At 65.8% G+C, this 13827-nt stretch carries 23 protein-coding genes and 1 tRNA gene; 20 read left to right on the forward strand and 4 right to left on the reverse strand.

Going from position 1 to position 13827, the window contains the following annotated elements; all coding sequences use genetic code 11:
• Positions 1-251 precede the first annotated feature (251 nt).
• From ACOZ4N_RS19095 to ACOZ4N_RS19110, 4 genes are all read right to left on the reverse strand, one after another.
• A tRNA-Gly gene (locus tag ACOZ4N_RS19095) sits at positions 252-322 on the reverse strand.
• Between the two features lie 97 nt (positions 323-419).
• A complete protein-coding gene (locus ACOZ4N_RS19100) occupies positions 420-809 on the reverse strand; it encodes a dehydratase (RefSeq protein ID WP_424017955.1) in 390 nt (129 codons plus the stop codon).
• Positions 810-964: 155 nt separating this feature from the next.
• Positions 965-1330 (reverse strand): sensory rhodopsin transducer, encoded by a 366-nt coding sequence (locus ACOZ4N_RS19105; protein ID WP_424017956.1) that lies wholly within the window; start codon positions 1328-1330, stop codon positions 965-967.
• Positions 1331-1457: 127 nt separating this feature from the next.
• A complete protein-coding gene (locus ACOZ4N_RS19110) occupies positions 1458-2426 on the reverse strand; it encodes an alpha/beta fold hydrolase (protein WP_424017957.1) in 969 nt (322 codons plus the stop codon).
• Between the two features lie 335 nt (positions 2427-2761).
• On the opposite strand from ACOZ4N_RS19110, the gene ACOZ4N_RS19115 reads away from it, so the two are divergent.
• From ACOZ4N_RS19115 to ACOZ4N_RS19210, 20 genes are all read left to right on the forward strand, one after another.
• On the forward strand, positions 2762-3637 hold the full coding sequence (locus ACOZ4N_RS19115) for a putative RNA uridine N3 methyltransferase (protein ID WP_424017958.1): 876 nt from the start codon (positions 2762-2764) through the stop codon (positions 3635-3637).
• A 7-nt stretch (positions 3638-3644) separates the two neighbouring features.
• Entirely contained in the window at positions 3645-4661 is a 1017-nt protein-coding gene (locus ACOZ4N_RS19120) for a 50S ribosomal protein L3 (protein ID WP_424017959.1), read from the forward strand.
• A complete protein-coding gene (rpl4p, locus tag ACOZ4N_RS19125) occupies positions 4658-5401 on the forward strand; it encodes a 50S ribosomal protein L4 (RefSeq protein ID WP_424017960.1) in 744 nt (247 codons plus the stop codon). Before ACOZ4N_RS19120 ends, rpl4p begins: the two co-directional genes overlap by 4 nt.
• Complete coding sequence (locus ACOZ4N_RS19130; RefSeq protein ID WP_092656856.1) at positions 5398-5652, forward strand: 50S ribosomal protein L23; 255 nt, start codon at positions 5398-5400, stop codon at positions 5650-5652. The genes rpl4p and ACOZ4N_RS19130 overlap by 4 nt, the downstream gene beginning before the upstream one ends.
• A gap of 2 nt (positions 5653-5654) precedes the next feature.
• Positions 5655-6386: a 50S ribosomal protein L2 gene (locus ACOZ4N_RS19135; protein WP_424017961.1), complete on the forward strand. Its 732-nt coding sequence runs from the start codon at positions 5655-5657 to the stop codon at positions 6384-6386.
• Positions 6383-6805, forward strand: coding sequence for a 30S ribosomal protein S19 (locus tag ACOZ4N_RS19140; protein ID WP_424017962.1), 423 nt, complete (start codon positions 6383-6385; stop codon positions 6803-6805). Before ACOZ4N_RS19135 ends, ACOZ4N_RS19140 begins: the two co-directional genes overlap by 4 nt.
• A 3-nt stretch (positions 6806-6808) precedes the next feature.
• Positions 6809-7270: a 50S ribosomal protein L22 gene (locus tag ACOZ4N_RS19145; RefSeq protein ID WP_424017963.1), complete on the forward strand. Its 462-nt coding sequence runs from the start codon at positions 6809-6811 to the stop codon at positions 7268-7270.
• The gene (locus ACOZ4N_RS19150; protein ID WP_424017964.1) at positions 7270-8217 is read left to right on the forward strand and encodes a 30S ribosomal protein S3; all 948 of its coding nucleotides are present in this window, start codon (positions 7270-7272) and stop codon (positions 8215-8217) included. Before ACOZ4N_RS19145 ends, ACOZ4N_RS19150 begins: the two co-directional genes overlap by 1 nt.
• A complete protein-coding gene (gene rpmC, locus ACOZ4N_RS19155; RefSeq protein WP_424017965.1) occupies positions 8214-8420 on the forward strand; it encodes a 50S ribosomal protein L29 in 207 nt (68 codons plus the stop codon). Before ACOZ4N_RS19150 ends, rpmC begins: the two co-directional genes overlap by 4 nt.
• 66 nt (positions 8421-8486) lie before the next feature.
• On the forward strand, positions 8487-8837 hold the full coding sequence (locus ACOZ4N_RS19160) for a ribonuclease P protein component 1 (RefSeq protein ID WP_424017966.1): 351 nt from the start codon (positions 8487-8489) through the stop codon (positions 8835-8837).
• Positions 8828-9169 (forward strand): 30S ribosomal protein S17, encoded by a 342-nt coding sequence (locus tag ACOZ4N_RS19165; protein ID WP_424017967.1) that lies wholly within the window; start codon positions 8828-8830, stop codon positions 9167-9169. The genes ACOZ4N_RS19160 and ACOZ4N_RS19165 overlap by 10 nt, the downstream gene beginning before the upstream one ends.
• The gene (locus ACOZ4N_RS19170) at positions 9169-9567 is read left to right on the forward strand and encodes a 50S ribosomal protein L14 (RefSeq protein WP_077207054.1); all 399 of its coding nucleotides are present in this window, start codon (positions 9169-9171) and stop codon (positions 9565-9567) included. The genes ACOZ4N_RS19165 and ACOZ4N_RS19170 overlap by 1 nt, the downstream gene beginning before the upstream one ends.
• Position 9568: 1 nt before the next feature.
• On the forward strand, positions 9569-9931 hold the full coding sequence (gene rplX, locus ACOZ4N_RS19175; protein ID WP_424017968.1) for a 50S ribosomal protein L24: 363 nt from the start codon (positions 9569-9571) through the stop codon (positions 9929-9931).
• Positions 9928-10632 carry a 30S ribosomal protein S4e gene (locus ACOZ4N_RS19180; protein WP_424017969.1) on the forward strand — a complete coding sequence of 235 codons (705 nt, stop codon included), beginning with the start codon at positions 9928-9930 and terminating at the stop codon, positions 10630-10632. Before rplX ends, ACOZ4N_RS19180 begins: the two co-directional genes overlap by 4 nt.
• On the forward strand, positions 10629-11162 hold the full coding sequence (locus tag ACOZ4N_RS19185; RefSeq protein WP_424017970.1) for a 50S ribosomal protein L5: 534 nt from the start codon (positions 10629-10631) through the stop codon (positions 11160-11162). The genes ACOZ4N_RS19180 and ACOZ4N_RS19185 overlap by 4 nt, the downstream gene beginning before the upstream one ends.
• Entirely contained in the window at positions 11159-11374 is a 216-nt protein-coding gene (locus tag ACOZ4N_RS19190; protein WP_092656832.1) for a 30S ribosomal protein S14, read from the forward strand. Before ACOZ4N_RS19185 ends, ACOZ4N_RS19190 begins: the two co-directional genes overlap by 4 nt.
• Entirely contained in the window at positions 11371-11763 is a 393-nt protein-coding gene (locus ACOZ4N_RS19195; protein WP_424017971.1) for a 30S ribosomal protein S8, read from the forward strand. The genes ACOZ4N_RS19190 and ACOZ4N_RS19195 overlap by 4 nt, the downstream gene beginning before the upstream one ends.
• Before the next feature lie 2 nt (positions 11764-11765).
• Positions 11766-12302 carry a 50S ribosomal protein L6 gene (locus tag ACOZ4N_RS19200; RefSeq protein ID WP_424017972.1) on the forward strand — a complete coding sequence of 179 codons (537 nt, stop codon included), beginning with the start codon at positions 11766-11768 and terminating at the stop codon, positions 12300-12302.
• Entirely contained in the window at positions 12302-13381 is a 1080-nt protein-coding gene (locus tag ACOZ4N_RS19205; protein ID WP_424017973.1) for a 50S ribosomal protein L32e, read from the forward strand. Before ACOZ4N_RS19200 ends, ACOZ4N_RS19205 begins: the two co-directional genes overlap by 1 nt.
• Positions 13378-13827 carry a 50S ribosomal protein L19e gene (locus ACOZ4N_RS19210; protein WP_424017974.1) on the forward strand — a complete coding sequence of 150 codons (450 nt, stop codon included), beginning with the start codon at positions 13378-13380 and terminating at the stop codon, positions 13825-13827. The genes ACOZ4N_RS19205 and ACOZ4N_RS19210 overlap by 4 nt, the downstream gene beginning before the upstream one ends.

A 13827-nucleotide genomic window follows, 5' to 3' on the forward strand; every position in this document is an offset into this window, starting at 1 on the left:
GACCCCACTCTCGGCCGAAAACGGTCCGTGGCTGTCTGTGAAGCCTTCGTCTCACACGGATGTGAGCGACCGCAGAGCGGTCGCTCGTCGGTGTTGTTCGTCGCAGGAATGCGCTGGTCGAGATTTGAACCGTGCGGGCAAGCACGTCGTACCGAACGCGAGCGATAGCGAGCGTTCGGCTTTTTCGCCCACGTTTTCAAGGAGCGGTCGCGCGCCGCTGGCGCGCAACCCGACGCCGAAAAAGGTGGGAATGCGCTGGCCGAGATTTGAACTCGGGTTAGGACCGTGGCAGGGTCCTGTGATACCACTACACCACCAGCGCGCTACTTCACTACATCACACAGTATCCATGGTGGAAGGTATAAGGCTTCCGAATCGGACGGAAAATCACGGCAGGGCGTCCCACCCGGCCCGCCGGATCAGCCCATCACTACACCCTCGCTCTCCCCTCTGAGGACGACGTTCCCGTGTTCGGTCTCACAGACGAACGAGACCGACAGTTCGGTCCGGTCCTCTCGCTCGGTCACCGACTCGATGGTCGACGTGCAGGTAATCTCGATACCGGTGTATGCCGGCCGCGGGAACTCGAACTCCATCGTGCGCGCGAGAAAATCGATGTCGCCGCCCAGCTTCGTCGGCATCGTCGCCGTCAGCAGTCCGTGCAACACGACCTGGCCGTCCTCGTCCTCCACCATGTGATGGTACCCATCGTCTTTCGAGAGGGCCGCGAACTGCTGGACCTCCTCGTTCGTGAACGTCCGTGCGTACGTCAGCGTGTCGCCCTCGGAGACGGGACCGTCCTGTGACATGGCCCGACCGATGCCCAGCACCGCCTAAGCATTTTATAACAACTATAAACAAAGTCTTAGTTTATTGTTTTACTGCGGTCTCTCCGCCCGGAACCGTCGTGCGTTCTCACGACTGGTTCTGGTGGGCCGTCCCCAGAGCGGTGGTGATCGGACGCTCAGCGTTCGCCCGGATACGCCATCGTCGACAACAGCGCGTTCTCGGCCTGTCGGGAGTCCAGTCGGGTGTGCTGGCAGACGACCGGTCGGTCCGACTCGATCACGCTGGCGAAGGCCACGCCCCGCGGAATCTCGGGGTCGTCGAACTCGTTGAACTGGAGGTGGCTGGTTCGCTCGGCGGGTACGGTCACCTCGTAGGGGCCCACGGGTTCGCGGTCCTCGAAGTAGACCGTCATCGCGACGTGGGCGGCGGCGTCGGTCGCGTTCAGCAGGCAGACGGTCTCGTGGCTCTCCATCTCGGGCGGGCCGTGGCTGGTCTCGGGGATGAATCCCTCGGGGATGGCCCACTGGGTACGCCCGATCATGTGGGACCGTTCCCCGTCGACGCCGATAAAGAGTGTTCGTGGTTTCCGGACGGGTCGCACTCGATACCGCTGGCGAACCACCCTCCGATCATACGTCGCCGGACAATAGGTGCAGTTTATATAGGGGTTAAAGTCGACCGTAGACGGCGTCGCTGAGCGCCTCGGTGTCGCCGTCGGGTTTGTAGTACTCACAGTGGTTCTGGACCTCGTCGCTCACGTCGACCGGCTCCAGGTTGTCCGGGTAGTTGCGACAGGTCGGGCCCTCGGCACCGAGCCCTTCGCCGTCGGGCGTGTACCAGAAGGCATCGCCCCAGAGTTCGTGCATGCTCCCGACCGCGAAGTCGTCGTCGGAGTAGAGCACGTAGACGCTCTCGGCGCCCTGCTCGATGCCGTCGTAGTAGTTGTAGATGCGGTCGCCGCTCTCGTCGTGGTCACAGACGAACCGCGCCATGTCGGCCGGCCCCACGGCGACGACGTTCTCGACCTGTTCGTTCGCTTCTTCGAGTCGGTTCAGCATGTTGAAGGCCGCACGGCCGCCGAGTGAGTGACCGACGACGGTGACCGACGTATCCGGGTTCTGCGCCCACAGTTCGCCCATGATCCAGTCGGCCGTCTTCCGACCGAACTCCGCGGCCCGGTCCCAGGGCTTGGTGTAAGTCACACCCGACGACGGCCACTTCATCGCCACGACGTTGTCGGCGTCGAACCCGGTCGACCGCTGGAGCAGCGTCGCCTGCTCCTCGGCGAAGGGCTCGGCAAAGAGGCCGTGGATGTAGACGAGGACCTCCTCGCCGAGGCCGCCGACATCGAAGTCCGCGTCGTAGTCGCCCTTCCACCACCACGGGTCGAGCTGGACCGTTTTGTTGCAGTCGATCCGCAGCCCGTCTTCCACACACTCGAACACGCCGAGGTCGAGTTCCTCGTCTTCGTCCGAGGTGTCCTCTGCTGAGGCCGTGCCCGATACCGCGCCGAATCCCGCCGCGCCAACGGCTGCCGTCGACGACGTTCTGAGGACGTCCCGCCGGGAGATCCCGCTGTCCGAATCCACAGCTTCGCTCGCCGGTTCCGCAGAGCCGCCGTCCGTGTGGTGGTTCATCATCCAGCACGGTAATGAGACAAAAGTTGTGTATATATTCTCCCGGCTATTGACGGCTGTTTAAGTCAAAACGTGCGGGAGAATATAATAGACTTCAAATAACATGTACTTAGGTTAAGTAGTCTCCCCTCCTCGGCGCACGATTTACCCGTGTAGGCAGTCGCTCACACTGGGCAAGGATCGGTTCGAAGGTGCAGTCGAACTGGGAACGGCGTTTGAGCTGTTCTCTGACCTGTGTGAACGCGTCGCAACGCGCAAACGAAGCGGGTCCTTTATACCCTGGCAGTAGAGTAGATTCGGCACAGTCTAGTGGCGTGGCGTGGAAGCGTCACGGCATGACAGTCAGCGTACTCGTGCCGTCATCGCTGACCCGGGAAGCCGAGGACAAACGCGAGGCGACTCGCAAACTCGGTTACGTCGCCCGCGCGGCGGCGGTGTTCCGGGTCGATCGCCTGGTCGTCTTCCCCGATTCCGGGGCGGAAGGCCGGTGGGGTGACGGGTTCGTCGAAACCGTGCTGCGGTACGCCGCGACGCCGCCATACCTCCGAAAGGAGGCGTGGGGTAAGCGGGACGAGCTGGAGTACGCGGGCGTCCTGCCGCCGCTCCGCGTCGCCTCACGGACCGGCTCCGGATCGGACGATTCGGGGTCGTTAAGACAGGGAATCGTGACCGAGGTCGGATCTGACGGACGCGTTCGGGTCAATTGCGGACTGCAACACCCGATCTCCCTCCCCGAGCCCGACGGTGGGCTCGCGGAGGGGGAGCGCGTTTCCATCAGGGTCTCTTCGCGACGGCCGGTCCGCGCCAAGTTCGTCGAGGAATCCCCGCCGGGATTCGTCGTCGAGGCGTCGGACCTCTCGACGGAGCTCTCGCGTGACGACGCCGGCGTTCGCGTTGCCACATCACGGCACGGCGAACAGCTGAGTGTCGACCGTCTTGGCGACATCGTCGCCGACACGGAGCCGCGAGGGATGACGGTCGCGTTCGGAGCGCCCGAGCGTGGCCTGCCGGAGATACTCGGTGTCGCCCCACCGGGCGGCGACGAGGGCGGCGAGGAGACCGAGCGAGAACGGACGGATCTACCCGCGGACGAACCGGATGGGTCCCGGTTCGACCTCTGGCTGAACGCGGTTCCGAATCAGGGCAGCGAGGTCGTGCGAACGGAAGAAGCGATGTTCGCCGTGCTCGCCTGCCTCTCACTCACGGAGTGACCAACGAATGCCACAACCAAGCAGACCACGCAAAGGCTCGCTGGGCTTTGGCCCGCGTAAGCGGTCGGGCAGCGAAGTGCCGCGCTTCAACACCTGGCCCGACGACGAGGGACAGCCGGGCCTCCAGGGCTTCGCCGGATACAAGGCCGGCATGACACACGTCGTGCTGATCAACGACGAGCCCGATTCCCCGCGCGAGGGGATGGAGGAGACGGTGCCCGTTACCGTCGTCGAGACGCCGCCGATGCGCGCCGTCGCCGTGCGAGCCTACGAAGACACGCCCTACGGCAAGCGACCGCTCACGGAGGTCTGGACCGACGAGTTCCACCCGGAACTCGACCGGACGCTGGACCTGCCCGACGAGCACGACGCCGAGGGCGCGCGCGAAGAAGTACAGACCGCGCTGGAGAACGGTGACCTCGCGGACGTGCGTGTCATCACGCACTCGGTCCCCGACGCCGTTCCCAGCGTCCCCAAGAAAAAGCCCGACGTGATGGAGACACGCGTCGGCGGTGGCTCCCTTTCCGACCGGCTCGAGTTCGCGCTCGATCTCGTCGACGACGGCGGCGAACACGCCATGAACGACGTGTTCCGCGCCGGCGAGTACATGGACGTCTCCGGCGTCACGAAAGGCAAGGGGACGCAGGGTCCCGTCAAGCGCTGGGGTGTTCAAAAGCGGAAGGGCAAGCACAAACGCCAGGGCTGGCGGCGCCGGATCGGTAACCTCGGCCCGTGGAACCCCTCGCGTGTGCGCTCGACCGTCCCCCAGCAGGGGCAGATGGGCTACCACCAGCGGACCGAACTGAACAAGCGCCTCATCGACGTGGGCGAGGGCGACGAGCCCTCCGTCGACGGCGGCTTCGTCAACTACGGCGAGGTCGACGGGCCGTACGCGCTGGTGAAGGGCTCGCTGCCGGGGCCGGACAAGCGCCTCCTGCGCTTCCGCCCGGCGGTTCGACCGAACGACCAGCCGCGCCTCGACCCCGAGGTGCGCTACGTGTCTCAGGAGAGTAACCAAGGATGAACGCGACAGTACACAGTTTGGACGGCGACGAAGACGGGGAGGCGGAACTTCCCGATGTCTTCGACACGCAGCTCCGACCGGACCTGATCCGGTCGGCGGTGCTCGCCGCCCAGGCAAACCGGAAACAGGACTACGGCAGCGACGAGTACGCCGGCCTGCGAACGCCGGCCGAGTCCTTCGGCTCCGGCCGCGGCATGGCCCACGTCCCCCGCGAGGGTGGCAAGGCACGTCGCGTGCCCCAGGCCGTCGGTGGCCGCCGGGCGCACCCGCCGAAGTCCGAGAAGGATCGTTCGCTGAACATCAACGACAAGGAGCGCAAGCTCGCCGTCCGGTCGGCCGTCGCGGCCACGACCGACGAGGAGACCGTCCGCGAGCGCGGGCACGAGTTCGACGACGGCGTCGACCTGCCCGTGGTCGTCTCCGACGACTTCGAGGACCTCCAGAAGACCCAGGAGGTCGTCGACGTGCTGGAGGCACTCGGTCTCGACGCCGACATCGAGCGCGCCGACGAGACGAAGATCAAGGCCGGTCAGGGGAAGACCCGTGGCCGGAAGTACCGTCGGCCGTCCTCGATCCTCTTTGTCACGAGCGAGGAGCCCTCGCGTGCCGCCCGCAACCTCGCGGGCGCGGACGTGACGACCGGTCGTGAGGTCAACGCGGAAGACCTCGCGCCCGGCGGCCAGCCCGGCCGGCTCACCGTCTGGACCGAGAGCGCGCTGGAGGAGGTGGCCGAGCGATGAGTTCGGTCCTCCGGTACCCCCACGTCACCGAGAAGGCGATGAACAAGATGGACTTCGAGAACAAGCTCCAGTTCATCGTCGACTCCGGTGCGGGGAAAGACGAGATCGCCGAGGCCATCGAAGGGCAGTTCGACGTGTCGATCGTCGACGTGAACACGATGGTCACGATGAAAGGCGAGAAGAAGGCGACGGTGACGCTCTCCGAGGAGGACGACGCCGAAGAGATCGCCTCCCGGATCGGGGTGTTCTGATCATGGGACGACGAATTCAGGGACAACGACGCGGTCGCGGTGGTCCGACGTTCCGGGCCCCGTCGCACCGCTACAAGGCGGACCTGTCGCACCGGAAGCTCGAAGACAAAGACACCGTCTCGGGCACGGTCGTCGATATCGAACACGACCCGGCCCGCAGCGCACCCGTCGCGGCCGTCGAGTTCGAGGACGGCGACCAGCGCCTCGTGCTCGCACCCGAGGGGATCGGCCTGGGCGATCAGATCCAGGTCGGCATCTCCGCGGCCATCGAACCGGGCAACACGATGCCCCTGGCCGAGATCCCGGAAGGGGTCCCGGTCTGCAACGTCGAGGCCAACCCCGGCGACGGTGGGAAGTTCGCCCGTGCGTCGGGCGTCTCCGCGCAGCTGCTGACTCACGACCGCAACGTGGCGGTCGTGAAACTGCCCAGCGGCGAGATCAAGCGGCTCGATCCGGACTGCCGGGCGACCATCGGGGTCGTCGCCGGTGGCGGTCGGACCGAGAAGCCCCACGTCAAGGCCGGTAACAAGTACCACAAGATGAAAGCGCGAGGGACGAAGTGGCCGAACGTCCGTGGTGTGGCGATGAACGCCGTCGACCACCCGTTCGGTGGTGGCGGTCGCCAGCACCCCGGCAAGCCCAAGTCCATCTCGCGGAACGCACCGCCGGGCCGGAAGGTCGGGGACATCAGTTCCCGGAAGACCGGCCGTGGCGGCAAGGGTGGTAACGAATGAGTTCCGAGTACCAGATCGGCCACGAGGGAGAGTTCTCCTACCGTGGTCACAGTCTCGAGGAGTTGCAGGACATGGACATCGACGAGGTCGCGGAACTGCTCCCCGCACGCCAGCGGCGAAGTATCGAGCGCGGCCTGTCCTACGAGAAAGAACAGCTGCTCGAGGAGGCCCGCGAGGCCGGCGAGGAGGAGACGGCCAACGACCCGATCCGGACGCATCTGCGCGACATGCCGATCCTGCCGGAGATGGTCGACCTGACCTTCGCCGTCCACAACGGCCAGAGCTTCGAGCGCGTCAAGGTAGAGCCCGAGATGCTGGGCCACTACCTCGGCGAGTTCCAGCTCACACGGAAATCCGTCGAGCACGGACAGGCCGGGATCGGGGCGACCCGGTCTTCCAAGTTCGTGCCACTCAAGTAACACATGGGAATCAGCTACTCAATCGACCCGGACCCGGACACGACGGCGAAAGCGATGCTTCGGGAACGGCAGATGAGCCACAAGCACAGCAAGGCCATCGCCCGAGAGATCAAGGGGATGACCGCCGGCGAGGCGACGGAGTACCTCGAAGCGGTCGTCGACGAAGAGCAGTCGGTGCCCTTCAGGTCCCACAACTCGGGCGTCGGTCACCGCAACGACATCGACGGCTGGGACGCCGGTCGATTCCCGGAGAAGGCCAGCGAGGCCTTCCTCGACCTGATCGAGAACGCGGTCGGCAACGCCGACCACCAGGGATTCGACGGTGAGGCCATGGAGATCATCCACGTCGCCGCCCACAAGGTCGGCGAGACCCGCGGCCGCAAGCCCCGCGCGATGGGGCGGGCCACGGAGTGGAACTCCCCGGAAGTCGACGTCGAACTGATCCTCCAGGAGGATGATGCCTGATGGCTGACGAACACCAGTTCATCGAGGACGGCCTCCAGCGGACTCAGATCGACGAGTTCTTCGCCGACGAACTCGGCCGTGCGGGCTACGGCGGCATGGACGTCGCCAAGACGCCGATGGGGACCCAGATCGTCCTCAAGGCCGAAAAGCCCGGCATGGTCATCGGCAAGGGCGGGAAGAACATCCGGAAGGTCACGACCGAACTCGAAGAGCGGTTCAACCTCGAAGACCCGCAAATCGACGTGCAGGAGGTCGAGGAGCCGGACCTGAACGCCCGGATCGTCGCCGACCGCCTGGCCAACGCCCTCGAACGCGGCTGGTACTTCCGGAAGGCCGGTCACACGACCATCGACCGGATCATGGAAGCCGGCGCACTCGGGGCCGAGATCGTCCTCTCGGGCAAAGTCACGGGCGCACGCTCACGCGTGGAGAAGTTCAACCGTGGCTACATCAAGCACAACGGCGAGCCCGCAGAGGAGATCGTCGACCACGGGCAGGGCACGGCGGTCATGAAGCTCGGCACCATCGGCGTGGACGTGAAGATCATCCCGCCGAACGCCCAGCTCCCCGACGACTTCCGCATCTACGAGGACGCGGACGTCGAGGAGTACGTCGAAGACGTCGAGGGCGAGAGCGTCGAGGAACTGCTGGAAGGCGAGCCGGAAGGCGAACCCGAAGCCGGCGACGAGGAGCCCGCGATGGGCGCGCCGCCGGAGGGTGACGAGGCCGAACCGGCAGACGAGGAAGTCGTCGAGGAGACGATCGACGAGGAAGTCGTCGACGAACCCGACGACGAGGTCGAGGTTCCCGACGAGGAGCCCGAGGACGTCGATATCGACGAACTCGACGAGGCCATCGAGTCCGAGGTCGACGAGGAGACCGAGGCGGAAGCCGAGGAACTCATGGACGAGATGGAAGACACCGACTCCGAGGAGGGTGAACAATGACGATTCTCCACCCGGACGAGATCCGCGACATGACGCCTGCCGAACGGGAGGCCGAACTCGAGGATCTGGAGACGGAGCTGCTGAACACCCAGGCCGTCCAGGCCGCGGGTGGTCGCCCGGAGAACCCGGGCGAGATCAAAGAGATCCGGAAAGCCATCGCCCGGCTGAAGACGATTCGCCGGGAGGAGGGTGATCTCGAATGAGATCACCTCACAGCCCGAGCGGCGTCAGCCGCGAGGCAGAAGGCGATCTGGACGAGGAATAGACTGATGCCACTGACACCCGCGACGCTCACGCGACACGAACTCATCGGCCGCCCGGTTCGGGTGGTCGCCGCGTCCAACCCCGACCTGGTCGGCATCGCCGGCGAGGTCGTGATGGAGACGACGCGGACCCTCTCCGTCGAGGGGCACGAGGTGCGAAGCACCTCGGAACGTGAGAGCCGGCCGGAGGCCGGCGAACATGGTGAGCGGCGGGTGTGGCAGGTGCCCAAGGGCGACGCGACCTTCGAGTTCACAATCGAGGGGGACGGCCAGCAGGTCGTCACCGTCGAGGGCGAACGGCTGGTCGCGCGGCCTGCGCGGCGCACGGAACGAACAGGTGATTCGAAATGGCGCTAGGACTTAACGTAGAACGGCCGGAGGAGGCCTGCTCCGACGAGAACTGCCCGTTCCACGGCACACTCAGTGTGCGTGGGCAGACGCTCGAAGGGGAGGTCGCCTCCACGGACATGGACAAGACCGTGATCGTCGAACGCGAGTACGACGTGAAGGTGCCCAAGTACGACCGATTCATGAAGCGTCGGTCGCGCGTCCCGGCTCACGCACCCCCGTGCGTGGACCTGGAAGTGGGCGACACGGTCCGTATCGCAGAGACACGACCGCTCTCGAAGACGAAAAGCCACGTCGTCGTGGAACGCGTGGCGACCGCCGCCGCTGGAGGTGACGACTGATGGAGGCACTCGGTGCCGACGTCACCCAGGGCCTCGAGAAGGGCTCGCTGATCACGTGTGCCGACAACACGGGCGCACGCCAGCTGAAGGTGGTCAGCATCTCGGGCTACTCCGGGACGCTGAACCGCCATCCGAAGGCGGGCCTCGGGGACAAGATCACCGTCTCGGTCACCAAGGGGACGCCGGAGATGCGTCGCCAGGTGCTCGAAGCGGTGGTCGTCCGACAGCGCAAGCCGATCCGGCGGCCGGACGGCACGCGCGTGAAGTTCGAGGACAACGCGGCGGTCATCATCGACGAGAACGAGGAACCCCGCGGGACCGAGATCAAGGGTCCCATCGCTCGCGAGGTCGCCGAACGGTTCGGCTCCATCGCGAGCACAGCGACAATGATCGTCTAGTATGACACGACAACCACACAAACAGCGAACCCAGACCGAGCGCGCGCCGCTGCACGAGCGCCACTCGCAGGTGCGGTCGACGCTGGCCGACGACCTCCGCGAGGAGTACGGCCAGCGCAACGTCCGCGTCAACGAGGGCGACACGGTCGAGGTCCTGCGTGGCGACTACGCCGGCGAGGAAGCCGAAGTCGTCGCCGTGGACCTGACCGAGCAGGTCGTCCACGTCGAGGACGTGACGCAGGAGAAGGCAGACGGGGAGGAAGTGCCCCGTCCGCTGGACGCGTCGAACCTCCGCGTGACGGCGCTGAACCTCGACGACGACCGGCGGCAGGCGCGACTCGAATCGGAGGCGGATAGCGCATGACGAAACACCAGAAACGACTCTCCGTTCCCAAGAGTTGGCCGGTCGAGCGCAAGACCGAGACGTTCACCGTGAAGGCCGACGCCGGTCCCCACGGCGAGGCAGGGGTCCCCCTGCTGATCGTCCTGCGGGACGTGCTCGAGTACGCGGACTCCCGGAAGGAGGCCCGCTACGCCCTCAACCAGGACAACGTCCTGATCAACGGCAAGGCGGTCTCCGACGAGGAGCGGCCCGTCGGGATGTTCGACATCCTGGCGTTCACCGAGCGCGAGGAGTACTATCGGGTCTTCCCCGGCGAGGGCGGACGGCTCGCCCTGACGCCCATCGACGAGGAGTCGGCGGGCTCGAAGCTGGGCAAGATCGTCAACAAACAGCACATCCCCGGTGGGGACGTACAGCTGACCCTGCACGACGGCCAGACGCTGACCGTCGACGAGGACAGCGAGTACGGCGGCAACGACTCCATCGTCGTCGCCAACGACGACGACGAGATCGTCGCCCACTTCCCCTACCAGGAAGGCGAACTCGTCACGGCGGTCGCCGGCGCACACGCCGGTGACATCGGTCGGATCGAGGAGATCCAGATCACGCCGGGCAGTTCCGAGAACAACGTCATCGTCGAACAGGACGACGGCGACGGTTTCGAGACCGTCGAGGAGTACGTCGTCGTGATCGACGAGAACTTCACGGGTGATGACGAATGAGCTCCGAAAGCGAGTCCGGCGGCGACTTCCACGAGATGCGCGAACCGCGCATCGAGAAGGTCGTCGTCCACATGGGCGTCGGGCAGGGCGGTCGCGAACTCGCCAACGCCGAGGACATCCTGGCCGAGATCACGGACCAGCAGCCGGTCCGGACCACGGCCACGGAGACCGTCGGCGAGTTCAACATCCGCCAGGGCGACCCCATCGGCGCGAAGGTCACCCTTCGCGACGAGGAGGCCGACGAGTTCCTCCAGACGGCGATCCCCCTGGTCGACCTCTCGAAGTCCCAGTTCGACGACACGGGCAACTTCAGCTTCGGCGTCGAGGAACACACGGACTTCCCGAGCCAGGAGTACGACCCGAACATCGGGATCTACGGGCTGGACGTCACGGTCAACATGGTGCGCCCCGGGTACCGGGTCGCCAAGCGTGACAAGGCCTCGCGGTCGATCCCGTCGAACCATCGACTCAACCCCGACGACGCAGTCGCGTACGTCGAGGCGGCCTACGACGTGGAGGTCAACGAATGAGCGAAAGTGAAACGGAAGCCGACGCCGAGGGCGAGGAGACCGAGGAGGTCCGTGACCCCACCGGCGAACAGACGGCGAAACGAACGGAGCAACTCCGCTCTTGCCAGCGGTGTGGTCGCGAGCAGGGACTGGTCGGCAAGTACGACATCTACCTCTGTCGCCAGTGCTTCCGCGAGATCGCACGCGGCATGGGCTTCAAGAAATACTCATGACAGGCAACGATCCGCTGTCCAGCGCCCTCTCGGGGCTGAACAACGCCGAGAGCGTCGGACATCTGGAGCAGACGGTATCGCCCGCCTCGAACGAGATCGGCAGCGTGCTCGAGGTCTTCTACGACCGCGGGTACATCGACGGGTTCAGCTTCGTCGACGACGGCAAAGCCGGCGAGTTCGAGGTCGAACTGAAGGGTGCGATCAACGAGTGTGGCCCCGTCAAGCCCCGCTACTCGGCGGGCGCTGACGAGTTCGAGAAGTGGGAGAAGCGGTTCCTCCCCGCTCGGGACTACGGGACACTCGTCGTGACCACCAGCCACGGGATCATGAGCCACTACGAGGCCCGCGAGGAGGGCATCGGTGGCCAGGTGATCGCGTACGTCTACTAACAATGCCACGCACAGAACTCGAAATTCCGGACGAGGTAAGCGCCGAGATGGACCATCTCGACCTGACGGTCGAGGGTCCCAACGGCAGTGTGACGCGCCGGCTCTGGTACCCGGACGTCGACGTCTCAGTCGACGACGGGACCGTCGTGATCCAGAGCGACGAGGACGACGCCAAGACGAACTCGACGGTCGGCACCTTCGAGAGTCACGTCAGGAACATGTTCCACGGCGTGACGGAAGGCTGGGAGTACGAGATGGAAGTCTTCTACTCCCACTTCCCGATGAAGGTGCGCGTCGAGGACGGTGAGGTCGTCATCGAGAACTTCCTCGGCGAGAAAGCGCCCCGGCGGACGACGATCCACGGGGACACCGAGGTCAGCGTCGACGGCGAGGAACTGACCCTGTCGGGCTCGGACATCGAGGCCGTGGGCCAGACCGCCGCCGACATCGAACAGCTCACCCGTGTCAAGGACAAGGACATCCGGGTGTTCCAGGACGGCGTCTACATCACCGCGAAGCCGAACCGAGGTGAGGCCTGATGACAGAAGACGAAGACAAGAGCCGCGAAGGACGCGGTGAGGACGCACACAACGACGAACTCGACGAGGAAGTCGCCGCCGAAGACGACGCCGAGCAGGTCGACGAGCAGGACCTCGCCGGCGACGCCGCCGAGCGCGAGCAGGCTGGCGACGACGAACTGACCGACATCGCGGGCGTCGACCCCCAGACCGCCGCGACCCTTCGCGGCGCGGGCTACGAGACGACCGACGATCTCGCCGAGGCCGCACAGGACGACCTCTCGGACATCGAGGGGATCGGCAACGCTCTGGCGGCCCGGATCAAGGCCGAAGTCGGCGACGTGGAAGTCGACGACAGCGAGGCCGAGGTCGAGGAGACGGCCGACGAGGCCGACGACGAGGCCGCGGAGAGCTACGACGACCTGACCGACATCAGCGGCGTCGGCGACTCGAAGGCGGCCGCGCTCGAAGGCGCGGGCTACCGGACGGTCGAGGACGTGCGCGGTGCGACCCAGGACGACCTCGCGGAGGTCGACGGCATCGGGAACGCCCTGGCGGCCCGCATCAAGGCCGACGTGGGCGGGCTCGAAGTCAGCGAGGAGACCGAGGCCGAAGTCGAAGACGAGTCTCCCGAACCCGAGGAGGCCGAGGACGTCGAGACGGAACTGCGGGCCCGTGGCCTGACCGAGAAGACGCCGGACCTCAGCGAGAACGAGGAACGGCTGCTGAACCAGCGGGGCCGCGAGGGCAAACCGCAGTTCAACCGGCAGGACTACCACAAGAAAAAGCGGGTGCCCACCTCGTGGCGTCGTCCGCGCGGCCAGCTCTCGAAGCAGCGCCGCGGCATCAAGGGCAAAGGCGACACCGTCGAGGCCGGGTTCCGCACCCCGAAAGCGGTTCGGGGCAAGCACCCGAGCGGCTTCGAGGAGGTTCGCGTCCACAACGTGGACGACCTCGAAGGCGTCGACGGCGACCGCGAGGCGGTCCGGATCGCCTCGAAGGTCGGTGCGCGCAAGCGCGAACGGATCGAGGAGGAAGCCGAGGACCGCGGCGTGCGCGTCCTCAATCCCACCTACGTCGAAGTGGAGGTCGAAGAATGACGGATCTGAGCGCACAGAAACGGCTCGCGTCGGACATCCTGGACGTCGGGAAGAACAAAGTCTGGTTCGACCCCGACGAGCAGGGCGAGATCGCCGACGCGATCACCCGCGAGGACGTTCGAGAACTGATCGAGCAGGGCGTGATCCAGTCCGAGGACGCGAAGGGCAACTCACGCGGCCGGGCCCGCGAACGCGCGAAGAAGCGCGCCTACGGGCACCAGAAGAACGCCGGCTCCCGGAAGGGGAAGGCCGGCGGCCGTCAGGACCCCAAGGAGGACTGGGAGAGCCGCATCCGCGCACAGCGGAATCGGCTCCGCGAGATGCGAGACGACGGTGACCTGTCGAGTTCGGAGTACCGCGACCTCTACGACAAGGCCGGCGGTGGCGAGTTCGACAGTGTCGCCGACATGGAGCGATTCATCGACAATCAGTACGGAGGCGAATGA

It is taken from the genome of Halorientalis pallida (assembly GCF_049605515.1).
GTDB lineage: Archaea > Halobacteriota > Halobacteria > Halobacteriales > Haloarculaceae > Halorientalis > Halorientalis pallida_A.